The sequence below is a fragment of the Phocaeicola sp. HCN-6420 genome (genome assembly GCF_037890145.1).
Lineage (GTDB): Bacteria > Bacteroidota > Bacteroidia > Bacteroidales > Bacteroidaceae > Phocaeicola.
The window spans coordinates 187,457-213,286 of the sequence record NZ_JBBKBJ010000002.1; the positions used below are offsets into that span (position 1 = coordinate 187,457).

A 25,830-nucleotide genomic window follows, 5' to 3' on the forward strand; every position below is an offset into this window, starting at 1 on the left:
AATTTATGACGATAAGACTGAACAAAGTAACAAGAGATTTGAATGTAGGTATTGCTACGGTAGTGGACTTTTTGCAGAAGAAAGGATATACTATCGAGGCAAATCCGAATACTAAAATTACTGATGAACAATATGCTGCACTTGTGAAAGAGTTTAGCAAAGACAAAGATTTGAAAATAGAGTCTGAAAAGATTTTTCAGGAACGGCAGAATAAGGAACGTAATAAAGCTTCTGTTTCTATCGATGACTTGCAGGCTGAGGCTAAGCCGGAAGTGATAGAAACAGTTGTGCCCGAAGATGCACGTCCGAAATTTAAGCCTGTAGGCAAAATTGATTTGGACAATCTTAATAAGAAGAAGGTGAAGCCGGCTGTGGTGGAACCTGCTAAGGAAGAGAAAAAGGAAGTGGTGGAAGCTGTAAAACCAGTGGAAAAGCCTACACTAGTACAGGTGGAGGAGAAGACTGTGTCGGAAGTTGTACAGCCGCAACCTCAGATTAATGAACAACAGAAACAGCCGGAACAGAAGAAGGCAGAAGATTTGAAACCGGATTTAATGGAAGAAAAGAAAGAAGCACCCGAAGCACAGACCGTTCAGCAGGACAAGGAAGATGAAGTGTTTAAAATCCGTCCAACGGAGTTTAAGTCGAAAATAAATGTAGTAGGTCAGATTGACCTGGCTGCACTGAACCAGTCTACTCGTCCGAAGAAGAAAACTAAAGAAGAAAAACGTAAAGAGCGGGAGGAAAAAGACAAGCAGCGTCTGGAACAGCGTAAACAGATGAAGGACGCTATTATTAAGGAGATAAGAAAAACCGACGAAAAAGTTGATAAAGGCGGTCAGGGCGATGTTGCGGGTAAGAAGAAACGTAATCGCATCAATAAGGAGCGTGTAGACATTAATGCAGCAGGTAGTATGGCTGCACCTCGTGGAGGAGATAATAAAGCTGGCAAGGGCAATTCTAATGCTGCTCAAGGTAGCGGTAAGCATAATAAAGATCGCTTCAAAAAACCGGTTGTTAAGCCGGAAGTAAGCGATGAGGATGTTGCTAAGCAGGTAAAAGAAACTTTGGCACGCTTGACCAACAAAGGAAAGAATAAGGCTGCCAAGTATCGTAAGGAAAAGCGTGAAAGTATACAGAACCGTCAACTGGAACAGGAAGAACTGGAACAGGAAGAAAGCAAGGTACTGAAGTTGACAGAATTTGTTACGGCAAATGAGTTGGCAAACATGATGGATATTTCGGTTACTCAGGTTATTTCTACTTGTATGAGTGTGGGTATCATGGTTTCCATCAACCAGCGTCTGGATGCTGAAACTATTAATTTGGTTGCAGAAGAGTTTGGTTATAAAACGGAATATGTAAGTGCGGAAGTTGCTCAGGCTATCGAAGAAGAAGCTGATGCAGAAGAAGATTTACAACCGCGTGCACCGATTGTTACTGTCATGGGTCATGTTGACCATGGTAAAACTTCGTTGCTGGACTATATTCGTAAAGCCAATGTAATTGCTGGTGAGGCCGGAGGTATTACACAGCATATTGGAGCATACAATGTGAAATTGGAAGACGGACGTCGTATTACATTCCTCGATACTCCGGGACATGAAGCGTTTACAGCTATGCGTGCTCGTGGTGCAAAGGTTACCGACGTAGTTATTATCATTGTGGCTGCCGATGATAATGTGATGCCGCAGACTAAAGAAGCCATCAACCATGCAATGGCTGCGGGAGTTCCTATCGTATTTGCCATTAATAAGATTGATAAGCCCAATGCAAATCCAGACAGAATTAAAGAAGAACTGGCTGCAATGAACTTCCTGGTAGAAGAATGGGGAGGTAAATACCAGTCACAAGATATATCAGCAAAGAAAGGTACAGGTGTTCCAGAGCTGTTGGAAAAAGTCTTGCTGGAGGCTGAAATGCTTGACCTGAAAGCTAACCCGAACCGTAAGGCTACTGGTTCTATCATTGAATCTTCATTGGATAAGGGACGTGGATATGTAGCTACCGTATTGATTTCAAATGGTACATTGCATGTTGGAGATATCGTGTTAGCCGGAACGAACTATGGTAAGGTTAAGGCAATGTTCAACGAACGTAATCAGCGTCTGAAAGAGGCAGGTCCTTCTGAACCGGTATTGATTTTAGGTCTGAATGGAGCTCCGGCTGCTGGTGATACATTCCATGTATTCGATACAGATCAGGAAGCTCGTGAAATTGCCAATAAGCGTGAACAATTGGCTCGTGAACAGGGCTTGCGTACACAGAAGATGCTTACTTTGGATGAAGTTGGTCGTCGTTTGGCACTGGGTGACTTCCACGAATTGAATGTAATTGTGAAAGGTGACGTGGATGGTTCTGTAGAAGCATTAAGCGATTCGTTGATAAAATTGTCTACCGAGCAGATTCAGGTAAATGTTATTCACAAGGGAGTAGGTCAGATTTCAGAATCAGATGTATCGTTGGCCGCTGCTTCGGATGCAATTATTGTCGGTTTCCAGGTTCGTCCGTCAAGTAATGCTGCTAAGCTTGCTGAGCAGGAAGGTGTGGATATACGTAAGTATTCTATCATTTACGATGCAATAGAGGAAGTGAAAGCAGCTATGGAAGGAATGCTTGCTCCTACATTGAAAGAACAGGTTACCGCTACCATCGAAGTCCGTGAAGTCTTCAATATTAGTAAGGTGGGTATGGTTGCCGGTGCTATGGTTAAGACAGGTAAGGTAAAACGTTCTGATAAAGCCCGTTTGATTCGTGATGGTATTGTAATCTTTACAGGAAGCATCAATGCATTGAAACGTTTCAAGGACGATGTGAAAGAAGTTGGTACAAACTTTGAATGTGGTATCAGCCTTACCAATTGCAATGACCTGAAAGTAGGTGACGTGATTGAAACTTATGAGGAGGTAGAAGTAAAGCAAACTTTATAATTACATTATAATATCTTTAATGAGGTGATGTCATCCTGAGCATAGCGAAGGATCTGTAAACGCTATCGGATGTGTACAGATTCTTCCCTGCGTTCAGCATGACATTTCCTTTTTTATGGAAGTGAATATGACAGTCCTCGATTGGATTATTATAATAGTGATAGGTATAGGAGGTGTATTGGGATTCACAAAAGGATTTATTAAACAACTCGCCTCTATTGTAGGACTGATAGCAGGTCTGCTTATAGCTCGTGCTTTGTTTGCTTCGGTAGGAGAGAAACTGGCAGAAGAGTTAGGTACCCCGCTGACATTTGCTCAGGTTATAGCTTTCATCTTAATATGGCTGCTGGTTCCAGTAGTATTTTTGATGCTGGCTTCAGCTCTGACAAGGGTTATGGATATTGTCCAGTTGGGTTTAGTAAACCGAATGTTGGGGGCAGGTCTGGGTGTATTGAAGTATATGCTACTTGTCGGTGTTGTTATACACTTTATTGAGTTTGTCGATTCTAAAGATAACTTAATAAAGTCAACCGTCAAGCAGGCTTCTGTGTTATATCATCCGATAGAAGATTTTTCGGGTATTTTTTATCCGACTATAAAGAATGTAACTAAACAACTAATAGACTGATATAAAAAGTATATGCAAGAAGAACTCAATAAAAAGGAAGAATCCCAGAAAAACGAGTTTGTAAAGCAGCTTACGCAGGAAAAATACAAATATGGTTTTACTACGGAAGTGCATACAGATATCATTGAAAAGGGATTGAATGAAGATGTGGTACGATTAATTTCGGCCAAGAAGGGTGAACCGGAATGGTTATTGGAGTTCCGTCTGAAAGCTTATCGTCACTGGCTGACAATGGAAATGCCTACATGGGCTCATCTCGATATTCCTGAAATAGATTATCAGGCTATTTCGTATTATGCCGATCCGACTCAAAAGAAAGAAGGGCCGAAAAGCATGGACGAGGTAGACCCTGAACTGGTGAAAACATTTAATAAACTGGGTATTCCGCTGGAAGAGCAGATGGCGCTGAGCGGAATGGCGGTAGATGCCGTTATGGACTCTGTTTCTGTAAAGACAACCTTTAAGGAAACACTGATGGAAAAAGGAATTATTTTCTGTTCCATGAGTGAAGCCATACGCGAGCATCCGGATTTGGTGAAGAAATATTTGGGCTCTGTTGTGGGCTATCGCGATAATTTCTTTGCGGCTTTGAACTCGGCTGTATTTAGCGACGGTTCATTCGTCTATATTCCCAAGGGAGTACGTTGCCCGATGGAACTTTCTACTTATTTCCGTATCAATGCGGCGAATACCGGACAGTTTGAACGTACACTGATTGTTGCCGATGACGATAGTTATGTTTCTTATCTGGAAGGATGTACGGCGCCGATGCGCGATGAGAACCAGTTGCATGCCGCTATCGTAGAAATTGTTGTATTAGACCGTGCCGAAGTAAAATACTCCACAGTACAGAACTGGTATCCGGGTGATGCTGAAGGTAAGGGAGGCGTATACAACTTTGTAACGAAGCGAGGAAACTGTAAGGGAGTAGACAGCAAACTGTCGTGGACACAGGTGGAAACCGGTTCTGCTATCACATGGAAATATCCAAGCTGTATCCTCAGTGGAGATAATTCTACAGCTGAGTTTTATTCGGTTGCGGTAACCAACAATTACCAGCAGGCCGATACGGGTACCAAGATGATTCATCTGGGAAAGAATACTCGCTCTACCATTGTAAGTAAAGGTATCAGTGCCGGAAAGAGCCAGAACTCATATCGTGGACTGGTTCGTGTATCGGAACGTGCAGACAATGCCCGCAACTATAGTCAGTGCGACTCTTTGTTGTTGGGAAGTCATTGCGGTGCACATACATTCCCTTACATGGATATACACAATGAAACGGCAGTTGTTGAACACGAAGCTACCACTTCGAAGATTTCGGAAGACCAGTTGTTCTATTGCAACCAGCGTGGTATTCCAACCGAAGATGCAGTAGGCTTGATTGTCAACGGTTATGCGAAAGAAGTATTGAACAAACTTCCTATGGAGTTTGCCGTAGAAGCACAGAAGTTGCTCTCTATTTCGTTGGAAGGCAGTGTAGGATAAATAAAAAAGAACGTTATGTTAGAAATAAAAGATTTGCATGCCACAATTAATGGCAAAGAGATATTGAAAGGAATCAACCTGACAGTAAAGTCGGGTGAAGTACATGCTATCATGGGACCGAATGGTTCTGGTAAGAGTACATTGAGTAACGTACTGGTCGGTCATCCGGCTTATGAAGTAACAAAAGGCTCGGTAACTTTCGACGGAAAGGACTTGCTGGCTATGAGTCCGGAAGACCGTAGTCACGAAGGATTGTTCCTTTCGTTCCAGTATCCGGTAGAAATTCCCGGAGTAAGCATGGTAAACTTCATGCGTGCAGCTGTAAACGAACAGCGTAAGTACAAAGGACTTCCTGCTCTGACTGCAAGCGAGTTTCTGAAGCTGATGCGCCAGAAACGTGAAGTTGTGGAACTGGACAGTAAGCTTGCCAACCGTTCTGTAAACGAAGGATTCTCTGGTGGCGAAAAGAAACGTAATGAAATCTTCCAGATGGCCATGCTGGAGCCGAAGTTGAGCATCCTCGATGAAACAGACTCCGGACTGGATATTGATGCGCTCCGTATCGTAGCCGAGGGAGTGAACAAACTGAAGACTCCTGAAACAAGCTGTATCGTGATTACTCACTATCAGCGTCTGCTGGATTACATCAAGCCCGATATCGTACACGTACTTTACAAGGGACGTATCGTAAAGACTGCCGGACCGGAACTGGCACTCGAACTCGAAGAAAAAGGTTACGACTGGATTAAGAAAGAATTAGGAGAATAAGCATGAAAGCAGAACAACAATATATTGACCTTTTCTCGCAGTGTGAGGCGATGATTTGCCGGCATAGCGCAGAGGTGCTGAATGCTCCTCGTGCAAAAGCGTTTGCCGACTTCGAAAGTCTGGGCTTTCCTACACGCAAGCAAGAGAAGTATAAATACATGGAGGTAAGCAAGTATTTTGCTCCCGACTACGGACTGAACCTGAATCGTTTGGAGTTTCCGGTGAATCCGTACGAAGTGTTCAAGTGTGATGTGCCGAACATGAGTACTTCACTCTATTTTGTGGTAAACGATGCATTCGACAAACATGTACATCCTTCTGCACAATTGCCCGAAGGTGTGATATTCGGCAGTTTGAAAGATATGGCGGATCAGCATCCTGAACTGGTGAGAAAATATTATGGCAAGCTTGCCGATACGTCGAAAGACGGGGTTGTTGCCTTCAATACCATGTTTGCGCAAGACGGTGTGCTGATGTATGTTCCAAAGAATGTAGTAGTAGAAAAGCCGATTCAGCTGGTTAATATTTTACGTGCCGATGTCAATACGATGGTCAACCGTCGTATGCTGATAATCCTTGAAGACGGTGCGCAGGCCAAACTGTTGATTTGCGACCATGCAATGGATGAGGTGAATTTCCTTTCTACGCAGGTGGTGGAAGTATTCGTTGGCGAAAATGCCGTATTCGACCTGTATGAACTGGAGGAAACGCACAACAGCACGGTTCGCTTCAACAATCTGTTCGTCAACCAGCAGGCAAACAGTAATGTATTGCTGAATGGCATGACGCTTCACAACGGTACGACACGCAATACTACCGAAGTAACGCTTGCCGGACAAGGAGCGGAAATCAACTTGTGTGGAATGGCTATTGCCGACAAAAACGAACAGGTAGATAATAATACGTTCATCGACCATAAGGTCCCCAACTGTACCAGCAATGAGTTGTTCAAATATGTACTCGACGATCAGGCAGTAGGAGCCTTTGCCGGTAAGGTACTGGTACGCGAAGGAGCACAAGGTACTTCATCGCAGCAGACCAACCGTAATATTTGCGCTACGCGTGAAGCGCGCATGTATACTCAGCCGCAACTGGAGATTTATGCCGACGATGTGAAATGTTCGCACGGAGCAACGGTCGGACAACTCGATGAAAATGCGCTGTTCTACATGCAGCAGCGTGGTATCAGCCTGAAAGAAGCACGCTTGTTGCTGATGTTTGCCTTTGTAAACGAGGTTATCGACAATATCCGGATGGATGCATTGAAAGACCGTTTGCACTTGCTGGTAGAAAAACGTTTCCGTGGCGAGCTGAATAAATGTCAGGGATGTGCTATTTGTAAATAAATAATCGTGTGAAATGTTTTACGATGTACAAAAAATAAGAGAAGACTTTCCGATACTTTCGCGAAAGGTGTACAACAAACCGTTGATTTACCTCGATAACGGAGCAACTACCCAAAAGCCCCGTGTAGTGGTAGAGTCGATTACAGACGAATATTATTCGGTCAACGCCAACGTACATCGCGGCGTACATTTTCTTTCGCAGCAGGCTACCAACTTGCACGAGGCTTCGCGTGAAACCGTACGTAAGTTTATCAATGCTCGCAGTACTTCGGAAATTGTCTTTACGCGTGGTACAACCGAAAGTATCAATCTTGTGGCATCGACCTTTGTCGACAGTCAGATGAAGGAAGGCGATGAAGTGATTGTTTCGGTCATGGAACATCACAGTAACATCGTTTCGTGGCAGTTGCAGGCTGCACGTAAGGGAATTGTGCTGAAAGTGATTCCCATGAACGACCGCGGCGAACTGTTGCTCGACGAATATGAGAAGCTCTTCTCTCCGCGTACCCGACTGGTATCGGTGGCTCATGTTTCGAATGTGCTGGGAACCATTAATCCCGTAAAGGAAATGATTGCTACGGCACATGCACACGGGGTTCCGGTGCTGATAGACGGTGCACAGAGCATTCCTCACATGCCGATTGATGTGCAAGATCTGGATGCCGATTTCTATGTGTTCAGCGGACATAAAGTATATGGTCCTACGGGTATCGGTGTGCTTTATGGAAAAGAAGCGTGGCTCGACAAGCTCCCGCCTTATCAGGGTGGAGGAGAGATGATCAAGAATGTCAGCTTCGAGCATACTACGTTCAACGAGCTGCCTTTCAAGTTCGAGGCAGGAACACCCGACTACATTGGCAGTACGGCACTGGCAAAAGCACTCGATTATGTTTCGGCTATCGGAATGGATAAGATTGCAGCTTACGAACACGAACTGACGGTATATGCCATGAACCGCCTGAAGGAGATTCCCGGCATGCGTATCTTCGGCGAAGCTGAGCACAAGGGAGGAGTTATTTCTTTCCTGGTGGGAAATATCCATCACTTCGATATGGGCACGTTGCTCGACCGTTTAGGCATAGCCGTGCGTACAGGGCACCATTGTGCTGAGCCGTTGATGCACCGGATGGGCATTGAAGGAACGGTACGTGCCTCGTTGGGCTTGTACAACACCAAAGAAGAAATCGATGCACTGGCAGCCGGTATCGAACGGGTAAGTCAGATGTTCTGATAGACTTTTCGACTGTTTCGTAATGTTGGAATCCGATAGTGCGATGCAGTTTAGAACGTGAAAGTCACTTGATAAATCAAATATTTATACAAAGGAAATCTCCTTGTTCCACCTTGTACAAAGAATGTCAGGGTTGGAGCAAGGAGATTTTTTATATCGTAATCAGTGGGTTTGTCGGCTGCTTTGAGACAGGTGCCAGCAGCTATTTCCTGTCGTGTATAAATTCTCGCCTTGTTTCGGAAAAAACGTCGGCGGGAAGTGGCGTAAACGTCCGCATGTTTTCAGAAATTTATCGCGACGTTTTTTTATTTTTTGTACAAAAAATAAAAACGTTTGTACAAAAAATAAATAGAAACAGCGAGGACTTTTCTTTTACTTGCAAAGTTCTTCTGCCTGTTGTCCTCTTCTTCATTTGTTGACATTATATTGAAATCCTTCGAATGAAGTAGGTACTGTGGACAAAGTACTTGTAACAGCCAAATAAGAATCATAAAAAAGGAAGAATATCCGATTTAAAGAGATACCCTTCCTTTATGAAAGTGTGATATGAAAAAATTATTCTATTTTCCGTAATCTTCGTACATCATCAATAAATGTGATGAACTCCAACTGAAGTGAGGAGCTTGAAGACGTTCTCCGTTGTGTGTACCATAATTTTCGTGTATCGGGGCATCTCCTGTCAGTCCTTGACAGCGTTCGAAAACTTGCTCGGTGTACTGGTCGGCAAGTTCCCCGTAACCGTAATTACGTAACCCTTTGATGGCCTGATATGTCTGGTCGAGCCATATCGGTCCTCTCCAGTAACCGTTCGGGTCGCACTTAGGATTGTCGGCGGCTGCCGTAGGGAAAGGTATATAGGTTGAGAACTTGGTCGTATCGGTAAGTAGTTTTATAGCCTTGTCCATTTGTTTCTTGTCGGCTATCTGTACCCAGAATGGAGTATATCCTTCACAACCGGGTTCTTCGATGAAGCCACCATCACTTAGCCGGCGGTCGCAGAACCATCCGATTTTGTCGTCAAAGAAATAATCGGCAATCTGATCACTATAATCAGGTCCGTCGAAGTGTGTACCGATGAGTGTCGCAAATTTTTTCAGCAGTTTACATTCATAGGCAAGATATGCGTTCAGGTCTACACTTTCCTGGTCCATACTCCATGCATCATCCGCGTTTTTCAGCATTTTTGTATTGTCGAAGCGGATGGCATTGTCCATTCCGCTTTCCCATGCGGCAGCTTCCAAGGTACCGTCAGTTGAACCAAATTCACAGATACCGTTATGGTTATGGTCACGTTTGTTATACCACCATTTATAGTAGGCAAGCAATTGTGGATACATTTCCTTGACGAAAGTTGTATCTTGAGTATGAGTGAATATCTCGTCTACTGCCCAGCATACCAAAGGCGGTTTGCTGTCGCGGGTATTATTATCGGCAGAATTGGTATAGATGCAGTCGATGATCATACCGTCGGGCAACTGATAGTCGAACATAGCCCGGATATTGTTTTTTGCCAGTTCGGGAGCGAAGCTTGCTAATGCTGCCGAAAAACGCCAGCTGTCCCATGCCCAGAACCCGATAAAATAGCTGACTGCATGACTTGGTATGACACCTTCGTGCAATAATCCTCCGCGATGTGTGCGCCAGTTGGAAATTAAGGTAACAGCCGATTTTACAGCAATGCGGTCGTATTCCGGCTTCATATCGTTACGCAGAATCTTGCTCAAGTATCCGTTCCATCGTTCGGCATTTGCTTTCAGGTCTTGTGAAGGGTTGTTCAGTAAAGCCCGTATACGTTGTTCACTTGCCGGCAATTCTTTTTCGGAAGCGAAGAATGAAATGGCAATATCGGTTTGTTTACATCCCGGTGCTGTTTTTGCTATATAGTTTTGTCCGTTGCAAGTAAGAGTTACGTCAGAATCGAAAGTAATTGTGATAATTTCTCCATTTGCATGGCATGCCGTAACTTTGTTGCGGTCGGCTTCCAGATACACATTGTTGTTCCATTGTCTGGCTGTGAAGCTGAGTCCTTTGTCACTATTGCTTTCTACCTGAAGTAAGGCAGTTGATGCATTTATAAAATTCAGGCGTTGGCAGATTGTTCCGGCATCGGATGATGCAGACATGTAAACTTCTCCTGGAAAATAAGACGTAGAGTCGGCAACCATGGTTGTAGTAGCTCCGGTGATATTCGCTTCGACGGCCGACTGTGCAAACCATATCCGGTTATCTATGCTGAACGGTCCGCAGAATCCATTTATCCATTTATCTCGTTGCGGAATGGTAAATCCCATCCATGAACCGGCGTCAGTAAAACATCCGACACGGCGGACAGTGGAATCGGGTGTAATTGCAATATTCAGGATGTTGCCGAAATCGTATCGGTCTTTCCCTTGAGAAGCATCTTGTCGGGAGAGCGTCGTGCAGGCAGAAATACCTGCAATCACTCCCCATAACATGAAGGCCTTTACTGTATATTTTTTCATGGGCTATAAATAAATATTAATTACTGGATGTTGTCATTAAAAAACTTTTTATGTGCTTGTTGGGCAGCATCTGTTTTTGCATTCAGAGGCTGTATGGTAAAACTGTACTGCCATGCATGAGGTGTGATAGTGTACTCGGGATGTACTTGTGCTCCCCATGTATTATCACCGCCTATACCCATTTGCAGGTGATCGATGTTCAGCCATACAAGATCTTGTTTCTCTATGCTGCCTCCGTGCCGGCGTTCTATGTTAAACGGGCGGTAGCCGATATCTTCGAGTGGAAAATTCCAGGCACTTACACTTAACGGCTCTTCACCGGTAACCAGCAGTCCTTCTCCCTGCTGGTTGCGTAGGGCTACCCAGCGGACATCACATTTATTGGCTGTTTCCTGAGCACGTACATAAGGATGATACTGTTCCCAAACATTGGCTGTATATAAACCTATTGCAGCGCTATTCTTTCGGTCGGAATAGTTCTCGTGCGGACCTCTTCCCAGCCATGTCATTATTTCATATTCGGCAGGCAGAACCATGCGCATTCCCAGACGAGGCATCTCAGGCAATTCTTTCTGTCCTGGAACAAACGACATTGTGACTTTTACAACGCCGTCAGGTCGGATTATATAGTTGATGCTCAAGTCGGCATCTTGTTCTTCCATGCGATACAAGGCACAGACGATGGCCTGATGCTTATCTGTACTTTCTTTTAGATTTAAGTCTTTTAGTCTGGCATTTTCACCGGCTTTTTGCCAAGTCCGGCAGCGTTCCGGAGTGCCATTTGCTACATCATTATCTGTCAGTCCACGCCAGAAGTTAGCCTGCAATCCTTCTTTTATCAAATTTTTGCCGTTGAATTCGAGAGCCGTCATTTCTCCGTTGGTCGTAGAAAAGCAGATACGGAAATTAGTCCCATTTAGATTGATACTTTCGGGTGTACGTTCTGCTGTCAGTGTTCCGTCGACAAGTTCAATATTCTGAGCCGTATGTTCTACAGGTAATTTCCATTGTTCCATTGCTGCGACATGGCCTGCCGGAATCATAGGGGCATCTTGACGGGTGATAGCTTCCAGTTTCAGAAAATATTCCTTTTCACTTGCTGTTATGGCGTGCATAGGAATTACAATTTCCCGGCTTTGCCGTGCTGCAATCATTGGAAAGTCCATGATGCCTTGTTGGATATTCTTTCCGTCTGCCTCTATCGTCCAGCGTAACCGATAGCCGGAGAGGTCAATAAAATCGTGCCAGTTGGTTACATTGATACGATTGGCTGTAAAAGCTACGGGACGGAAGTGGATATACTGATAAACCTTTTTTACTTCATAGATATGGGGATGCAATGAACGGTCGGCCGCAACCAGGCCGTTGGCACAGAAGTTGGAATCGTTATGTACTCCCACATAACCCATATCTCCACCATAGGCCCAGATATTTTTCCCTTTTTCATCTTTCTTGGCAAAAGTCTGGTCTACCCAGTCCCAGATAAATCCTCCTTGTAGCTGATCGTATTTATAGATTAAGTCCCAGTAATCTTGCAGATTCCCGACACTGTTGCCCATCGCATGGGCGTATTCGCACATAATCATTGGGCGAGCATCTCGTTGGTTGATGTGACGGCGGAGTGACCAGATACGGGGATACATCGGGCAGTAAATGTCTGACTTGGCTTCATAACCTCCTCCTTCGTACTGTACCGGACGAGTAGGATCGGTTTCCTTTGTCCAGTTGTATATTGTTTCAAAATGTTTTCCATAACCAGATTCGTTCCCCAGCGACCATGTAACAATGGCGGTACAATTACGGTCGCGCGTTACCATGCGGCTCATCCGTTGCATGAATGCAGGTTCCCACTCTGGATAGTTGGCGAGTGTACCGTCTTTGTGACTCATCATTCCGTGACTTTCAATGTTTGCTTCTCCTACCAGATACAATCCATATTTATCGCATAGTGCATACCATTGGTAGTGATCTGGATAATGACAATTACGTACAGCATTGATATTGAATTGCTTCATCAGCCGAATATCTGTCAACATACTTGCCACATCGATGGAACGTCCTGTATAAGGATCGTGTTCGTGTCGGTTTACTCCTTTGAATAATACGGGTACTCCGTTGATAAGCTGCTGCCCGTTTTTCATTTCTATGGTGCGGAAACCGAACGGGTGTGCAAACGATTCCATCGGTTTTCCTTGCTTGTCGAACGTGTTGACTACCAGCGTATAGAGATTAGGCGTTTCAGCATTCCATGCTTGGGCACCTTTAATAAGTTTATTTCCCGATAACAATGTATCGGAGCTGCTTTTTATTTCTTTTTCTTGCGTATAAATAGTCTTTCCTTTAGTATCCAGAATTTTAAATTCGACATGCTGGCCTTGTTGAGGCTGGTTCAATAAAATATTTATATCGAAATCCCCATCTTTGTATTGGTTTATTAGTCCTGCGGTCAGTTTGAAATCTTTTACACGGCTTTGCGGACGGGCATATAAGTATACATCGCGTTCGATACCACTGTATTTCCAATAATCCTGATCTTCCATATACGAGCCGTCGCTGTAGCGAAATACCTTGACTGCCAGCTTGTTCTTTCCTTTTTTTAATAACTTGGTTACATTGAAGTGAGCAGGCAGACGGCTGTCCTCACTGTATCCGGCCAGTTCTCCATTTACCCAGCAATAATAAGCCGATTCTACTCCTTCAAAATCGAGGAAGATATCCATTCCGTTCCAGCTCTCGGGTACGGAAAACTCACGGATATATGCTCCTACCGGATTGTAATCGGCAGGAACGTAGGGAGGGTTACAAGGAAAAGGATAAGACACATCTGTGTAGATGGGAACGTCGAATCCCTGAAGTTCCCAGCTGCCTGGTACCTTTATGTCTTTCCATTTACGTGTACTATATCCTGGCTTGTGGAAATCGGCCGGACAAGCATCATTATTTTTTGAGAACAGAAATTTCCATGTTCCATTCAGTGAGATGCGGCGCTCGGTACGGGCATTGATTTCGAAACGTTGTAAATCGGGAAGAGCTTGTTGTGCCAGTGCTGCATTTTCATCGATGAAAGGGAGAAAATGGGCGTGCATCGGTTCACGGTTTATTTCGTTTATCTGTGGATTTTGCCAGGGCATATTGTCGGCCTGAGCCGGCAATGTAGCAGTAAAGGCAAGTAAATATGTAATATAAAAAAAGTGTTTCTTCATAGAATGGGTTGATTTGTTTTTAAATGGAGCAAAAGAATGTTACAAGAAATGGTACACTGAAATCGGTGACGAAACCGTGAAAAATGGAAACTACGACAAACTGCTGACCTGCGTAGCGGGTTATGATAGGTAAAGTAGTATCCATTGTAGTAGCTCCTCCGGCCGAGATTGGTGCAAGATTTCCGAACCAGCGTACCAGTAAAGGAGCACACAGTAAAGTAATAATTTCACGTGATATGTTGGAGAGTAAGGCTATGGTTCCTAATTCCGGCCCTTTATATTGTGTTATGAAGATGCTGGAAAGTGAATAATAGCCGAATCCGGAGCCTACTGCCATGCACTCGGCTGCACTTCGGTGTGGCAATACGAGGCTGACCAGTGCAGCAGCCGATATGGTTCCCAGTATGGTAGCTACAGGCAGGAATATTAACCTGGGATTCAGTGAACGGAAGTTTCTCAACGTTTGAGGATCACTTCCTATACTTAATCCTACACTGAACATCAGGGCACATAAGGCATAAAAGCTAATGTTGCTTTGTGTCAAATCGAATGGAATGATATGGAATAATCCGCATAGTGTTCCGATGACGAAAAATCCGACAATAATCAAACTTCCTTTCATGCTTTCCCTCCTTTCTTCTTATACAGGATATACCATAACCCCCAGGCAAAAATGCAGCTGCCCAGCACGCATGCAAGCGTAATGGCGAAGGCTTCTACTCCCAGAGTGGCAAGTCCTTCCATTATCTGTTTGTTACCTCCTACTTCGATGCCGAGCAAGAAAAGTAGTATCCAGATAAGTGACGTTATAACTTTATTTATCCACGAAAAATTCTGGCGACGGAGCAGGAAACCGATAGCCATACCTCCTAACATAAATCCTATAACTGTAAACATGTTCTTTCTTTGTTGTTTTTTATAAGCAAAGATAGTGGTTATTTATCAAGGCAGAGATATGGTCTGCCTTGATAAAGAGAACCAGACTTGTTAATTGATTTCATTGTTACTTTGAATTTCCATCAACGGGATGGGTAAGAATTCATCTTCTGCAACGTTGAAATTTGTTCTGCCGGCAGCTTGCATTGCTTCTTTCAACTTACCCCATCGGCGCAAGTCATAGAAACGGACGTTCTCTAATGCAAACTCAACGAGCCGTTCGTGTTCTATTTGTGCTTTTACATCTTCATAAGACTTTCCTGTCATTTCGGGAAGTCTGCCATGGATCTTACGTATTTTGTTTATTAATGGGATTGCTTCATCCTGAAGATTTTGTTCATTATATATTTCAGCTTTCATTAACATAACATTGGCATATCTCATCAATGGAATGTTTGTTGCTACTGCACTTTGGTTGAATTCTTCAAGTGAAGCTGGCAAATATTTCTTGAAGCAGTTTGAAACTTCCGGATTACCTTCGAATACTTCATCATATTTCATGCCATAGATGTTGGGATTCTCGGTATAATACGGGTCATCGAAAATCATGGAGCCGTATGCACGTGCATCATACATGTTGTTTTCTGCAATTCTTCCTTCTTTTAAGTATTCATTATACATCATGGAACTTATTCTGATTTCATCCCATCCTCCCATTGATGGAGCTGCTAACCAATAGTGTAAAACGTGTTTGTGATAGGTCCCGTCGGCAGTTGTATTGGTGAATTGTAATTCGAAAATTGCTTCACTGCTGTTTTTATTTGTACCGTTGAACAGACTTTCATAATTGTCTACCAGTTCATAACCGGAAACATTGTTCAGCGCCTTCATGGCTTCCGACAAGAAGAATTCCTTTTGTTCGGGTTCTTCATAGGCTCGTGTCAGATAGGCCCATCCCAGATAAGCGTAGGCTGCTCCTTTGGTTACACGTCCGGCTTCTTGTGAAGGACGAGTTTCGGGTAACATACTGCCTGCACGTGAAAGTTCAGAGCAGACAAAATCCCAGCAGTCTATACGCGAAGACAGGGCTTTGTGCGTTTGTGCTTCACTGGTCAGGTACTCGTCGCGAATGATAATTTCTTTCCAGTTCATAATGAGCTTGAAATGATAGTAGGCACGAAGGAAAACGGCTTCTCCCATGGTGTGGCTATAATCTTCCTGATTCATGGGGTTATTGCCAGCTTGTACTTTATCTATTCCAAATATGACATTGTTTGCATAGTTTATTCCGTTGTAGTTGTTCATCCAGTAACTTTTTATGCGGGAGTTTTCATTGGTATAAGTGAAATTATACATTTGTCCCCACTCCGGATAGTTGTTGACATCCTGTCCGGTTGTGATGTCATCTCCTCTGAATGTTTCTACTACGGCTCTGATTTCGCCGAGTGCGTATGCATCGGTACGATTCTCTAACTGACCATATACGGCTGACAGTCCAGCTTCTACGTCGTCTTTGTTACGCCAATATTTATCCGTTGAAAAATCCGGAGATTCTACTGTTAGGAAATCATCGCATCCGGAAAATATACTTGCGAAGAAAATAGATGCTATATAGATAATCTTTTTCATTATTCTGTTCTTTTAATAGATTTGTTAAATTTAGAATGTAACTTGCAGACCAATTACGTATGAACGTGTAAATGGATATACAAACGAGTCGACGCCGGTATCTAAAATGTCAGATGAAAATTCCGGATCGATTCCTGAATACTTGGTGATGGTAAACAGATTTTCACCGCTTATATAGATTCTACATTTTTCGAGATATGCTTTCTTTGCCAGTGCGGACGGTAAAGTATATCCCAACTGTAATTGGCGCATACGGACAAAATTTCCATTTTCCAGGAAACGGTCGGATTCTCTGGTGTTCTGGTTAGGATCTCCCAATACGGCTCTTGGCATATCTGTATCCGTGTTTTGTGGTGTCCATGCATCTTTTGTCGTGGTAAACTGGTTAATTCCCGCGTCCATTGCTTCATAATACAGACGGTTTGCATTGTATAGTTTGGCTCCCCATGCGCTTCCCAACTGGAAAGAAAGGTCGAATCCTTTGTAAGCACCGCTGAATGATAAGTTCGCTTCTACTTTAGGTATGCCGGAACCACAATATTCTTTATCGTTGGCATCGATAACTCCATCTCCATTGAGGTCTTTAAAACGTATATCTCCGGCTTTTGCATCAGGTTGCAGACGTTCACCATCTTTGTTTACATAAGCTGCTGCTTCAGCATCGCTTTGGAATAGTCCGTCGGTACGATACAAAAAGAAGCTGGCTACCGGGTATCCCTTTAATGTTTGTGTGACGAAGTGGCCATCGCCTTTCCAGCCTGAGCCGTAAAGAACCTGGTTAGGATCTGCTTCCAGCATTTCGTTGCTGATAGTAGATAGATTGAAGCCAATATTGTAATCGAAGCCACTGATGCTGTTGGCGTAATTTAGTTCAAACTCAAATCCGCTGTTGCGCATTTTACCAACATTTACTGTCGGGTTATAAATACCGGCGGAAGGGGCCATGACCTTCTCGATAAGCAGGTCGCGGGTTACGTTATAATAATAGTTGATACTACCGCTCAGATGGTTGTTGAATAATCCGAAATCGAAGCCAATGTTCTTCGAATCGGTAGTTTCCCAGCGTAAATCGTCGTTTACTAAATAAAGATTTGACATACCTATCCATGGATTTCCGCCTTGTATATAACTCATCCATTGAGTATTGTCGTTTGTCATAGTTGGTGCATAATAGTATCCCAAGGCATTTTCATTTCCTAATTGTCCCCAGCTTGCGCGAAACTTTAAATTGCTTATGACTGTATTTTTAGGGAAGAAGTCTTCTTCGCTGATTCTCCATCCTACAGCAACGGATGGGAAGACCCCCCATCGGTTGTTTTTTCCGAACTTTGAGGAACCATCGGCGCGTACGGTAGCCTGCAATAAATACCTGCTTGCGAAAGAATAGTTCAAACGTCCAAAGAATGATGCACGATTATAATTGTAGAAAGTACCTGTACCATTGAATGTACCTCCGTTTCCAGCATTGATAGTGGGAGAGGTCGGATCGAAAAAGCCTGAGGGCTCTTCGTTGGAAATCAGTTGTCCGTTTTCTACTTTATAGACTGTTTTTTTACCTTCTACGGAAATGCTGCTTTCGTCTTGTCTGTTTGCAATAACGGAACTACCAGCCATTACTGTAACAGAATGTTTGTCGAATTCTTTATTGAAAGTCAGTACGTTTTCTAAAGTATGCGAATAAAAGTATGAATTGGCTTCATAATTGTAAGGATATAGGCGGGGCTCCTGTGAACTGGCTGTATATGCGTCATAGTGTGTCTTGGTTGTTGTATACAGGCCGTCGTAAGTGTATGAACTTTTGAAGGTAAGCCAGGGAGCAAAATGGATAGTCAGACCAATATTGCCTGTAATGTCATATCCGTTTGTTCTTGATTGCTTGAAATGATCGTCTGCCATGATGTTACGGTTGGTCGGGAACTCCATAGGAACACCATCAACGGTCATGTTAGTTAATCCGTAACCGGATGGCTGGCTTTCATCGTAAACAGGGACCAGTGGGCTTAAGGAGTACATTTCCTTCAGTGAGTACTGAGGTTGTTTGTTTCTTGTTGCCTTAAAGTTTAAGGTAGCATCGAAGTCGAAGATGTATTTTGACATATTCAGTTTCATGCGTGCATTATCCTGAATGTATGAGTTACTTCTTAATATGCCGTCTTCATCAGAATGACCGTATGATAAAGAATATTTTGCGTGTTCGGAACCTCCTATGAGGTTTACATAATAGTTTTGTGAAAATCCATTGCCTAATACTTGATCTTGCCAGTTTGTATTATAGCCTGTCGGGTTTTTAAGATTTCCGTTTGCATCTTTAAACGTCAGATAGCCGGGCTTTTCTTTATTGGCATTTTCATAAGCCATGTTGTTGACCTGCATATATCCGTCAGCATCCAGCATTTCGAATTTCTTTGCTGGCTGATTGAAGGTCATATATGTATTGAATGACACTTTTATTTCTCCTTGTTTGCCATTCTTTGTATTGACTATGACTACTCCATTTGCGGCAACAGAGCCATAAATGGCTGCAGCTGCTCCATCTTTTAATATTTCCATAGACTCAATATCTTGTGGGTTGATGGTATTGATATCTCCTGGATATCCGTCTATGATATAGAGCGGTTCATTGTCTCCCATTGTTTTGATACCTCGGATTTTTACTGAGATACCTGCTCCAGCATTACCTCCAGACTTTAAAACGCTGACTCCAGCGACTTTCCCTTGTAGGGCTTCTGTGGCACTGGTTGTAGCACGTTTCATCAAATCTTCGGATTTGATTGATGAAATGGCTCCGGTCATATCGCTTTTTTTCATCGTTCCGTAGCCTACCACTACAACTTCATCCAGCACTTCGGTATCTTCCTTTAGGGTGATTTTAAAGTTTTGCTGATTGTTGACAGCGATTTCCTGGGTTTGGAAGCCTACATAAGAGATAACAAGTGTACCATTGGGTGATACACTTAATTCAAAGTTTCCATCAAAGTCGGTAATTACTCCGTTGGTGGTTCCTTTTTCTAATACACTGGCTCCGATAACAGTCATTCCTGATGCGTCGAGCACTGTACCTTTCACTTGGATTGCTTGTGCGAATCCTGACATTGGAAACAATAAAGCAAGCAGAACTATTAGCTGCCATGCTTTGCTACAACTTCTTTTTTCCATTTGTGTTTTTTGTTTGTATTAAGGTTAGTCATTGAATTTTTTCAATGCTCAAATGTATTCAAAATGGAGGGTGATTATTCTTTTGGAAAGGTCACAAAGTGTCTACATAGGTGGAATTTGACGATGAAATAATGTCTACCTTGATTTTTGTAATAGTTTGATTACCAATAGGTATTTATGTCTACTTGTATCTACAAATGGAGTGTAATGGAGGTGGGCTGTATTTGGCGTTCTAAAATACTCAGAAAATAAAAATACCGGTAAAACTGTAGAAATCAATTTAACCGGTATCCTTTATATTTATAAAGATTAAATGGACTGAATGTAAGCAACGAGATCTGCTTCCGGTGATAATTCCAAAGCTTTCCGTAGGCGATATCGGTTCATATTGATTGTTTTGGGCGTGTTACCAGTAAGCATGGCAATTTCTTTGGTCGATAGATTTACACGTAGCAAGCTTGCCAGATGTTTTTCACCTTGTGTCAGGTTGGGATGTTGTTCGCTTAAGCGCGAAAGAAATTCTTTCATTTTTTCATCTATCGTTTGCAATGTCATACTGCTGTTTTTGTTGGTTGTCTGATATTGACTGATAAATGCATTAATTTTTTTCAGGTGTGGAATTAATTCTTGCTTTTCCATCCGGTATCCTTGTCGGACCTGTTCTTGTATTTTATCCAATAGTTCGTTTCGACTTTGAAGGAAAATGGCAAAATTAGTGGTTTCTTGTTTGCTGGTTTCTAATGCATGTTGTACGTTTTCCAATTCTGCTTTTTGCTGTTGCATCTTCAGCTTGGCTATTTCGTGTTCCGACTGTTCAATCTGGTATTGAGCGTTGAGCAGCTGAATTTTCTTTTTACGTCTGAAACGTTGCAATAGTAAGAACCCTATAGTAATAAGGAGGATGGTAACAGTAAGAATTGTGATGATGTTACGGCGCAGCAATCTTATCTTATATTCTTGCTGCTGTAACTCTTCCTTTTGTTGTTGTGCTAACAGCTTTTCCTGTGCTATGCGCTGTTCAACAGTACGCAGTTTATTCTCACTTTGTATTTCTTTGCTTAGTGCGTACAGTGAGGTTTGTTTTTCATAGGCTGCTTGATAATTGCCAATAGCGCTGTATACTAGTGCCGAATACTCATAATTGTCGCATATAATACCTTTGGCTCCTATATTCTGTGCCAATTGGTAGGCCTTCTCGAGCGCGGTTATTGCTTGAGGATATTTATGAGCGTAATAATATAGTTTGCCCAAGTTATTGTAATTCTCTCCGAGCGACCAGATTGCGTTTAGGTGCTTGTTGATAATGATTGCTTCATTAATCCATTCCAGTTGCTTGTCAATATTCCCTTCGAAAAGACATAGGTTATTCAGATTGCTGGCTATGCTCTTTAGATTTTTTGAGGAACGATTTATTGCCAATGCTTGCTTCAGGAAGCGTTCTGCCTGTTGAAATTCATTAAGATATGTATGGATGATGCCTCTATTATTATAACATGAAGCAAGATTTGATGAATCAGACTCCATTTTAAATAATGAGATGGCTTTGTCACTTAGATTAATGGCTTTGCTATAGTCCCCTAAATTGCAATATCCTACGCTCATCAAATTGTAAATATGACCTTTTAACTTCTTGTCGTTCTTAGGTAGTAACTCATCTGCTTCATACAAGGCTTGAATGCATCCGTCGAAATCGCCCAGTAACTTTTCGGCTTGTGCATAAATATAGAGCGATTGTGCACGTAAAAGTGGAGAGTCTGTTTCCGTTCGGGCTTTTGTTGCATAATAAGCTGCCTGCTGGGGGCTAGTGTATAATTCCTTTTCGGCTTTTTCCAATAGCGCATTTATCGTCTTTTGAGGAGTGCCTGCATAGATGAATTTGAGGGAAAAAGATAGGAATATTACTATTGTTATATATAAACTAATGTTTTTCATGGTCATTTCTTGATTGGTACAAAGTTATAAAAACTCTTAGAATGATGAAAAAAAGCTACGAGAAACCGGATATTAACAAACATAGTAAATAATTGATTGATAACTTTTGGGATAAATAGATATTGCTTTTTGCAGAAAACCGTACCTTTGCACCCCGAATTTAAAACGACGTATATGTTATTGCCTTATTTGCATAAAGACCTGATTGAAGCCGGATGTGATGAAGCTGGACGAGGTTGTCTGGCAGGAGCCGTATATGCAGCAGCGGTAATCTTGCCTTCCGATTATGAAAACCAGCAGTTGAATGATTCTAAACAGTTGACGGAACATCAGCGTTACGCATTGCGTGAAGTGATAGAACGGGATGCAATAGCATGGGCTGTGGGGGTTGTTACGCCACAGGAAATCGACAAAATAAATATTCTGAATGCTTCTTTTCTGGCTATGCACCGTGCAATAGATCAGTTGAAGGTACGTCCGCAACATTTGTTGATTGACGGAAATCGGTTCAACAAGTATCAGGATCTTCCGCATACTACGGTTGTAAAAGGAGATGGCAAGTATTTGTCGATTGCTGCCGCCTCTATTTTGGCCAAAACTTATCGTGATGATTATATGAATCGGCTTGCCGAAGAATATCCTCAGTATGACTGGCAGAAGAATAAGGGCTATCCGACCAAGAAGCATCGGGAGGCAATCGCTCATTATGGCACGACTCCTTATCACCGGATGTCGTTTAATTTACTGGGAGACGGACAACTTTCATTCGATTTTTAAAAGAATTTTGTAGCTTTTGCTCCATAAATATGAACAGCCTGTTAATAACTTCGAAGTTATTAACAGGCTGTTCATATTTATAAGGCTATGTAATAAAGCTGAAACAGAATTGTCGCTCTATATTAAAGGCTCTGTCGCATATTCTTAAAACTGTTTCTGTTATTTTGCCCCGAAAAAATAAACCAATATAATATATATGAGAAAAATGTACAGGCAATGGCTATTCCTGACTGCTTTGCTTTGTCAGATGACAGTACAGGCCGCCGGAAATCAGGCTGTGGTAAAAGGAACAGTTAAAGATATGCAGGGCAATCCTATAAAGGGAGTCGTTGTAACGGATGGAAAGAATATGACGATAACCGATAGTTTGGGAATGTATTTGCTGGATACCGATCCGCTTCGTCAGCCGATGGTATATATTTCGACTCCGGCCGACTATGTACTTCCTGAAAAGAATGGAATAGCTGATGGCTTCTATCGTTATCAGGATGCAGGAAAAACAGAGAATCAGTGCGATTTTATTCTTCAAAAGCGAGAAAAGGAAACAGACGAGTTTGTCTTTATTCCGATATCTGATCCTCAGGCTAAAACAGAAAAGCAATTGGAACGTTTCCGCACAGAAACAGTTCCCGATTTGGTTCATACAGTTGATTCGCTGAATGTTTCCGAAACGATTGGTATGCAACTGGGGGATTTGGTATGGGATGCCATGAATTTATATAAGCCTTATCGGACTACCATCTCGAATCTGGGACTGACCATGTTTCAGGTAATGGGAAACCATGACTTTAACTTGCAGTATGCCGATATGGAACGTACGGCAGAACCTGCGAAAGGATACGGAGAGAAGAACTATTATGAAATGTTCGGTCCTACGGACTACTCTTTCAATGTAGGGAAGGTGCATGTTATTGCTATGAAAGATATCGATTATGAAGGTGGTAAGAAGTACACAGAACGCTTTACTGAAGAACAACTTGAATGGTTGAAAAAAGATTTAAGTTATGTCCCCGAAGGAACTACTGTCTTTTTGAATCTTCATGCTCCGGTGGCGAATACTACAGTCGAAGGTGGAGATAATGTACGCAATGCCAATGCTTTGTTCCGTATCTTACGACCTTATAAGGTTCATATATTCTCCGGCCATACACATTTCTATGAAAATACGCTACCCGCAGCAGCCATATATGAGCATAATATAGGAGCAGCTTGCGGAGCCTGGTGGGCAGGTGACGTAAACCGTTGCGGTGCTCCTAACGGATACTTGGTAGTAACCGTAAAAGGGGATGATGTAAAATGGCGCTATAAGGCAACAGGGCGTCCGGCAGATTATCAGTTCCGTCTTTACAAACCGGGGGAATTTGAAACTCAGAAACAATATGTTGTAGCCAATATCTGGGATTGGGATATAGCATACACTGTAAACTGGTACGAAGACGGTGTGCTGAAAGGTGCCATGCAACAGTTCGATGATGAAGATCAGGATTATCTGAATATGGAAAATGGTAAGCGTACCGGTTATCATACCCGCCATTTGTTCCGTGCATGCCCTTCCAAACAGGCAAAGAAAATAAGGGTTGAGGTTAAGAATAGGTTTGGCGAAATTTTTACACAGGAAGTAGAATTGTAGAAATACCTGTTTTTTATTTTGATTATTCCCCCTTTCAGTCTGCGTGAAGATAGAAAGGGGGATTGTTTTTTCCGGCAGTCCTGTCTGTAAGAGTTCATTATCCGGTTGCTGCGATACATAAAAAGAGTGAAAACTTATTCTTAATACGAGGGATATTTTGTACTTTTGCATGTTGTAAAGCATGCACTCGATATATCAACTTTTAAACAAAATAATATTATGGCTAAGAAAGCTCTTTTAATGATTCTTGATGGTTGGGGATGTGGCGACCACAAGAAAGATGATGTGATCTTTAATACTCCTACTCCGTACTGGGACAGTTTGCTGGCAGAATATCCGCACTCACAGTTGCAGGCCAGCGGCGAAAACGTAGGTTTGCCTAACGGTCAGATGGGTAACTCTGAAGTAGGTCACCTGAATATCGGTGCCGGACGTATCGTTTATCAGGACTTGGTGAAGATCAACCGTGCTTGTGCCGACGGTAGCATCATGCAGAATAAAGAAATCGTTTCTGCTTTCTCATACGCTAAGGAACATGGAAAGAATATCCATTTCATGGGATTGACTTCAAACGGTGGCGTACACTCTTCACTGGATCACCTGTTCAAATTGTGCGACATCGCTAAAGAATACGGACTGGAAAATACATTTATTCATTGTTTCATGGATGGTCGTGATACAGACCCGAAGAGTGGCAAGGGCTTTATCGAACAGCTTACTGCTCACTGTGCACAGTCTGAAGGTAAGATTGCTTCTATCATCGGACGTTTCTACGCAATGGACCGTGACAAACGTTGGGCTCGTGTAAAAGAAGCTTACGATTTGCTGGTAAACGGTGTGGGTAAGAAGGCTACCGATATGGTTCAGGCTATGCAGGAATCTTACGATGAAGGTGTAACCGATGAATTTATCAAACCTATCGTAAACGCTAACTTCGATGGTACTATCAAGGAAGGTGATGTAGTTATCTTCTTCAACTACCGTAACGACCGTGCTAAGGAATTGACTATCGTGCTGACTCAGCAGGATATGCCGGAAGAAGGCATGAAGACTATTCCGGGATTGCAGTATTACTGTATGACTCCGTACGATGCTTCATTCAAGGGCGTTCACATCTTGTTCGACAAGGAAAATGTACAGAATACATTGGGCGAATACTTGGCTGCCAACGGAAAGACTCAGTTGCATATCGCTGAAACTGAAAAATATGCTCACGTTACTTTCTTCTTCAATGGTGGTCGCGAAACTCCGTACGATAACGAAGATCGTATCCTGGTTCCGAGTCCGAAAGTTGCTACTTACGACTTGAAGCCTGAAATGAGTGCTTACGAAGTAAAAGATAAACTGGTTGAGGCTATCAATACCAAGAAATACGATTTCATCGTAGTAAATTATGCTAACGGTGATATGGTTGGACATACTGGAATCTACGAAGCTATCGAAAAAGCTGTGAAGGCTATCGACGACTGTGTAAGAGATACTGTAGAAGCTGCCAAGGCTAATGACTATGAAGTCATCATCATTGCCGATCATGGTAATGCAGATCATGCATTGAATGAGGACGGTACTCCGAATACAGCTCACTCTTTGAATCCGGTTCCGTTTGTTTATGTAACAGCAAACAAGAACGCAAAGGTGGAAAACGGTGTATTGGCCGATGTTGCTCCTTCTATCTTGCACATCATGGGTATGGCTCAGCCTGCTGAAATGACTGGTAAAGACTTGATTAAGTAATTGATAAGTTCCTTTATAT

At 42.7% G+C, this 25,830-nt stretch carries 16 protein-coding genes; 9 read left to right on the forward strand and 7 right to left on the reverse strand.

Annotation, left to right across the window (positions count from 1 at the left end; genetic code table 11):
* The first annotated feature begins 5 nt into the window (after positions 1 to 5).
* The 6 genes from infB (at position 6) to WKT12_RS02625 (ending at position 8,391) form a co-directional block, all read left to right on the forward strand.
* Positions 6 to 2,930, forward strand: coding sequence for a translation initiation factor IF-2 (gene infB, locus WKT12_RS02600; protein WP_340318718.1), 2,925 nt, complete (start codon positions 6 to 8; stop codon positions 2,928 to 2,930).
* Positions 2,931 to 3,057: 127 nt separating this feature from the next.
* Entirely contained in the window at positions 3,058 to 3,558 is a 501-nt protein-coding gene (locus tag WKT12_RS02605; RefSeq protein WP_340318758.1) for a CvpA family protein, read from the forward strand.
* A gap of 12 nt (positions 3,559 to 3,570) precedes the next feature.
* Positions 3,571 to 5,046, forward strand: a complete 1,476-nt coding sequence (gene sufB, locus WKT12_RS02610) for a Fe-S cluster assembly protein SufB (RefSeq protein WP_021971664.1) — start codon at positions 3,571 to 3,573, stop codon at positions 5,044 to 5,046.
* A gap of 15 nt (positions 5,047 to 5,061) precedes the next feature.
* Entirely contained in the window at positions 5,062 to 5,814 is a 753-nt protein-coding gene (gene sufC, locus WKT12_RS02615; protein ID WP_340318719.1) for a Fe-S cluster assembly ATPase SufC, read from the forward strand.
* Positions 5,815 to 5,816: 2 nt separating this feature from the next.
* On the forward strand, positions 5,817 to 7,160 hold the full coding sequence (sufD, locus tag WKT12_RS02620; protein WP_340318720.1) for a Fe-S cluster assembly protein SufD: 1,344 nt from the start codon (positions 5,817 to 5,819) through the stop codon (positions 7,158 to 7,160).
* 13 nt (positions 7,161 to 7,173) lie between these two features.
* Positions 7,174 to 8,391, forward strand: a complete 1,218-nt coding sequence (locus WKT12_RS02625; protein ID WP_021971661.1) for an aminotransferase class V-fold PLP-dependent enzyme — start codon at positions 7,174 to 7,176, stop codon at positions 8,389 to 8,391.
* Between the two features lie 560 nt (positions 8,392 to 8,951).
* On the opposite strand, the gene WKT12_RS02630 is transcribed toward WKT12_RS02625, so the two are convergent.
* The 7 genes from WKT12_RS02630 to WKT12_RS02660 form a co-directional block, all read right to left on the reverse strand.
* Positions 8,952 to 10,874 carry an MGH1-like glycoside hydrolase domain-containing protein gene (locus WKT12_RS02630; protein WP_340318721.1) on the reverse strand — a complete coding sequence of 641 codons (1,923 nt, stop codon included), beginning with the start codon at positions 10,872 to 10,874 and terminating at the stop codon, positions 8,952 to 8,954.
* Between the two features lie 20 nt (positions 10,875 to 10,894).
* On the reverse strand, positions 10,895 to 14,005 hold the full coding sequence (locus WKT12_RS02635) for a glycoside hydrolase family 2 TIM barrel-domain containing protein (protein WP_445323115.1): 3,111 nt from the start codon (positions 14,003 to 14,005) through the stop codon (positions 10,895 to 10,897).
* Between the two features lie 91 nt (positions 14,006 to 14,096).
* Positions 14,097 to 14,699 carry a lysine exporter LysO family protein gene (locus tag WKT12_RS02640; RefSeq protein WP_340318723.1) on the reverse strand — a complete coding sequence of 201 codons (603 nt, stop codon included), beginning with the start codon at positions 14,697 to 14,699 and terminating at the stop codon, positions 14,097 to 14,099.
* A complete protein-coding gene (locus WKT12_RS02645; RefSeq protein WP_021971657.1) occupies positions 14,696 to 14,974 on the reverse strand; it encodes a LysO family transporter in 279 nt (92 codons plus the stop codon). Before WKT12_RS02645 ends, WKT12_RS02640 begins: the two co-directional genes overlap by 4 nt.
* Positions 14,975 to 15,064: 90 nt before the next feature.
* Positions 15,065 to 16,582, reverse strand: a complete 1,518-nt coding sequence (locus WKT12_RS02650) for a RagB/SusD family nutrient uptake outer membrane protein (RefSeq protein ID WP_340318724.1) — start codon at positions 16,580 to 16,582, stop codon at positions 15,065 to 15,067.
* Positions 16,583 to 16,612: 30 nt separating this feature from the next.
* Positions 16,613 to 19,738, reverse strand: a complete 3,126-nt coding sequence (locus WKT12_RS02655) for a SusC/RagA family TonB-linked outer membrane protein (RefSeq protein ID WP_340318725.1) — start codon at positions 19,736 to 19,738, stop codon at positions 16,613 to 16,615.
* A gap of 309 nt (positions 19,739 to 20,047) precedes the next feature.
* Entirely contained in the window at positions 20,048 to 21,670 is a 1,623-nt protein-coding gene (locus WKT12_RS02660) for a tetratricopeptide repeat protein (protein ID WP_340318726.1), read from the reverse strand.
* Positions 21,671 to 21,844: 174 nt separating this feature from the next.
* Between WKT12_RS02660 and WKT12_RS02665 the strand changes: the two genes are divergently transcribed.
* From WKT12_RS02665 to gpmI, 3 genes are all read left to right on the forward strand, one after another.
* On the forward strand, positions 21,845 to 22,447 hold the full coding sequence (locus WKT12_RS02665; protein ID WP_340318727.1) for a ribonuclease HII: 603 nt from the start codon (positions 21,845 to 21,847) through the stop codon (positions 22,445 to 22,447).
* A gap of 196 nt (positions 22,448 to 22,643) precedes the next feature.
* Positions 22,644 to 24,077, forward strand: a complete 1,434-nt coding sequence (locus WKT12_RS02670) for a calcineurin-like phosphoesterase C-terminal domain-containing protein (protein ID WP_021971652.1) — start codon at positions 22,644 to 22,646, stop codon at positions 24,075 to 24,077.
* Positions 24,078 to 24,296: 219 nt separating this feature from the next.
* Positions 24,297 to 25,811 (forward strand): 2,3-bisphosphoglycerate-independent phosphoglycerate mutase, encoded by a 1,515-nt coding sequence (gene gpmI, locus WKT12_RS02675; protein ID WP_021971651.1) that lies wholly within the window; start codon positions 24,297 to 24,299, stop codon positions 25,809 to 25,811.
* Positions 25,812 to 25,830: the final 19 nt, after the last annotated feature.

What these genes read in the sequence shown, in the direction of transcription:
- infB (WP_340318718.1), top strand. Translation starts at nt 6, where the DNA reads ATGACGATAAGACTGAACAAAGTAACAAGAGATTTGAATGTAGGTATT.
- WKT12_RS02605 (WP_340318758.1), top strand. Translation starts at nt 3,058, where the DNA reads ATGACAGTCCTCGATTGGATTATTATAATAGTGATAGGTATAGGAGGT.
- sufB (WP_021971664.1), top strand. Translation starts at nt 3,571, where the DNA reads ATGCAAGAAGAACTCAATAAAAAGGAAGAATCCCAGAAAAACGAGTTT.
- sufC (WP_340318719.1), top strand. Translation starts at nt 5,062, where the DNA reads ATGTTAGAAATAAAAGATTTGCATGCCACAATTAATGGCAAAGAGATA.
- sufD (WP_340318720.1), top strand. Translation starts at nt 5,817, where the DNA reads ATGAAAGCAGAACAACAATATATTGACCTTTTCTCGCAGTGTGAGGCG.
- WKT12_RS02625 (WP_021971661.1), top strand. Translation starts at nt 7,174, where the DNA reads ATGTTTTACGATGTACAAAAAATAAGAGAAGACTTTCCGATACTTTCG.
- WKT12_RS02630 (WP_340318721.1), bottom strand. Translation starts at nt 10,874, where the DNA reads ATGAAAAAATATACAGTAAAGGCCTTCATGTTATGGGGAGTGATTGCA.
- WKT12_RS02635 (WP_445323115.1), bottom strand. Translation starts at nt 14,005, where the DNA reads ATGCCCTGGCAAAATCCACAGATAAACGAAATAAACCGTGAACCGATG.
- WKT12_RS02640 (WP_340318723.1), bottom strand. Translation starts at nt 14,699, where the DNA reads ATGAAAGGAAGTTTGATTATTGTCGGATTTTTCGTCATCGGAACACTA.
- WKT12_RS02645 (WP_021971657.1), bottom strand. Translation starts at nt 14,974, where the DNA reads ATGTTTACAGTTATAGGATTTATGTTAGGAGGTATGGCTATCGGTTTC.
- WKT12_RS02650 (WP_340318724.1), bottom strand. Translation starts at nt 16,582, where the DNA reads ATGAAAAAGATTATCTATATAGCATCTATTTTCTTCGCAAGTATATTT.
- WKT12_RS02655 (WP_340318725.1), bottom strand. Translation starts at nt 19,738, where the DNA reads ATGGAAAAAAGAAGTTGTAGCAAAGCATGGCAGCTAATAGTTCTGCTT.
- WKT12_RS02660 (WP_340318726.1), bottom strand. Translation starts at nt 21,670, where the DNA reads ATGAAAAACATTAGTTTATATATAACAATAGTAATATTCCTATCTTTT.
- WKT12_RS02665 (WP_340318727.1), top strand. Translation starts at nt 21,845, where the DNA reads ATGTTATTGCCTTATTTGCATAAAGACCTGATTGAAGCCGGATGTGAT.
- WKT12_RS02670 (WP_021971652.1), top strand. Translation starts at nt 22,644, where the DNA reads ATGAGAAAAATGTACAGGCAATGGCTATTCCTGACTGCTTTGCTTTGT.
- gpmI (WP_021971651.1), top strand. Translation starts at nt 24,297, where the DNA reads ATGGCTAAGAAAGCTCTTTTAATGATTCTTGATGGTTGGGGATGTGGC.